Source organism: Caballeronia terrestris, assembly GCF_001544515.1.
In the GTDB taxonomy this organism is placed as follows: Bacteria; Pseudomonadota; Gammaproteobacteria; order Burkholderiales; family Burkholderiaceae; genus Caballeronia; species Caballeronia terrestris.
Genome location: NZ_FCOL02000285.1, coordinates 1 through 2,237, shown reverse-complemented (window position 1 = coordinate 2,237; position 2,237 = coordinate 1). Strand labels below are relative to the sequence as shown.

The following is a 2,237-nucleotide window of genomic DNA, read 5'->3' as shown; positions in this document are numbered from 1 at the left end:
GTCGTGCGTGTCGAGGTTGCCCATGTTCCAGCCGCCGCCGTGGAGGTAGAGCAATACAGGCCAGCCCGCCGCCGGCTGGTCTTCGGCCGGACAGTAGACGCGCACGTCGATCGCGCCGACGCAGGCATCGCGCATGAGCACGTCTTCGGCCCGGGGCGGCGTGGAATGCCGGGAGATGCGCTCATAAGCGGCGCGGCGCGCGGCGAGTCCGCTTTCGGGCGTCTGCATGCGTTCGCTTTCCGCGACGAAGGCCTGCATCTCGTTGCTCAGGCGATAAGTTTTGCTCAAGGGATTCACCGATCGAAGGACTTCACGCGGCCGAAGGCAGCGCCTGCCGTCGATCGCGACGTCCGACGAATACGCCAGGAATCGTCGCCCAGCGGACGCCCACGACTCTAGCAATCGCAATTTCTCGGCCCATCCTGCGATGATCCAAAGCGATATCCCCTTGTCAATCCACAGCAATCGAATTAAACTAAGTCCATTGAACTAAGTTTTATCGGAGGTGGCTATGCAGATCTACAACATGCACGACGCCAAAACCAATCTCTCGCGGCTGATCGAGGAAACGGTAAATGGCGGTGAGCCGTTCGTGATCGCGAAATCCGGGAAGCCATTGGTCAAGGTAGTCAGGATCGATGCGGAACCCGAGAAGCCGCTGCGGCGCATCGGGTTCATGAAAGGCCAGATGAAAGTGCCCGCCGATTTCGACACAATGGGCGCAGACGAAATCAGCAGCATGTTCGAGGGAAACGCCAAGTGAAGCTGCTGCTCGACACCCACTTGCTACTTTGGGCTGCGGCGGATGATCCTGCGTTACCTCACGAGGCACGCGTCGCTATTGAAGACGTCGAAAATACGCTTTTTTTTAGCGTCGCGAGTATTTGGGAGATCGTCATCAAAAGCGCGCTGGGCCGCGACGACTTCAAGATAGACGCCCGGGTGCTGCGTCGGAACCTGCTGGATGCCGGCTACGAGGAACTTCCCATCGAGGCCCCGCATACGTTCGAAGTTGCGCAGCTGCCGCCACTGCATAGAGATCCGTTTGATCGTGTTCTCATTGGACAGGCGATGGCCGAAGGAATCGTGCTGCTGACGCATGATGACCTCATAAAGCAATACGATCTCGCGCCAGTACGTTTCGTTTGAGACGAGACACGGGGCCGGCCTGTGCCGCCCTTTTCGCCAGACTGCCAGCTCGAATCTATTGATCAATCGACAGCGCCAGCGACCTTCGCCGACACGACCCATCGAGCTCGCGCGCCACCAGCGTCCGATTGCCCGATCAGACGAGCGCGCGCATAGTGCCGCCCCGCTCTGCGCGTCGTAGACGTCATCAGCGACGTTGTCGAGCACCATTCACCAACGGCAGCGGGCACAGTCTGCATCGACCATCACGGCCCGGAGTTTTGCGAGAAAGACATTCACTGGGACGCTTCCGCCTGCAGTCTCTCGAGTTCCGCATGCGCCTTGTCGACCTTGCGCTGCCGGTCGGCGATTTTTTTCCCGCTTTTGCCGTCGGCTTTCGCTTTTCGAAGGTCTTGCTCGCGCTCGGAAAGCTCCGCTTGCGCCCGCGTCACTTTGCGTTGTGCTTCGCTGCGCAAAGAAGCATCGGTGCAGTTCGCGTTCATTTCAGCGAGCGCGGTTTCGAGGCCATCGACACGCTTCGCATTGCCGTGCGCCTGCGCATAGGCGATCTCTTGCTCTATCGAGTGGCGCTTCGCATCGCAGCCGCTCGGTTGAGCGGAACACAGCACCGGAAAGACGACGGTGCCGAGCAGGAAATCTTTGACCAGTTTCAAGAGAAGCCTCCGGGCACCTGTGTTTTTCGATGTCGAGATTCGACGCGGCAATGGTACTTCGAAACGCGAAAACGATTCGTGCAACGACCGGGACAAAGATGACCTTAGAGTTTCCGCAGGCTTCGTCGCCGTTCTGCGCCGGGCCAACCAGTCAGACCTATTTTTCAAGCTTCCCTTATCAAGCGTTCCGCTTAGCAACGCAGAAATCGATCTTTGGGCAAGTGACGCCCGTTGCTACCATCGCCGCTCGATTTTCCTTGCGCGCGAACAATGACAACTCACAAATCGCAGTTCCTCCCTGCCCGGCTTGCCCTGAGGGGCGCGGCCATCGCGACGCTCGTCGCCCTCGCGTCGTGCGGCTCGTCCGACGACAGCGGCGCGAACGTGAAACCGCCCGTCGTCGCCGCGCAGAAGCGCCCGAACATCCTCTACATC

Annotated in this window: 3 protein-coding genes and 1 pseudogene; 2 read left to right on the top strand and 2 right to left on the bottom strand. The window is 59.5% G+C overall.

Translation table 11 applies throughout. The annotated features are described in order from the left end of the window. Window positions 1-288, bottom strand: a pseudogene (locus AWB67_RS41630) (hypothetical protein); the annotation flags it as partial. 223 nt (window positions 289-511) lie between these two features. On the opposite strand from AWB67_RS41630, the gene AWB67_RS36580 reads away from it, so the two are divergent. Both AWB67_RS36580 and AWB67_RS36575 read left to right on the top strand, forming a co-directional pair. After that, complete coding sequence (locus AWB67_RS36580; RefSeq protein ID WP_087660709.1) at window positions 512-763, top strand: type II toxin-antitoxin system Phd/YefM family antitoxin; 252 nt, start codon at window positions 512-514, stop codon at window positions 761-763. Next, window positions 760-1,149, top strand: coding sequence for a type II toxin-antitoxin system VapC family toxin (locus tag AWB67_RS36575; protein ID WP_087660708.1), 390 nt, complete (start codon window positions 760-762; stop codon window positions 1,147-1,149). Before AWB67_RS36580 ends, AWB67_RS36575 begins: the two co-directional genes overlap by 4 nt. A gap of 275 nt (window positions 1,150-1,424) precedes the next feature. Here the strand turns inward: AWB67_RS36575 and AWB67_RS36570 are convergent, their stop codons facing one another. Continuing rightward, window positions 1,425-1,886, bottom strand: coding sequence for a DUF1090 domain-containing protein (locus AWB67_RS36570; protein WP_235025574.1), 462 nt, complete (start codon window positions 1,884-1,886; stop codon window positions 1,425-1,427). Window positions 1,887-2,237 lie beyond the last annotated feature (351 nt).

What these genes read in the sequence shown, in the direction of transcription:
- AWB67_RS36580 (WP_087660709.1), top strand. Translation starts at nt 512, where the DNA reads ATGCAGATCTACAACATGCACGACGCCAAAACCAATCTCTCGCGGCTG.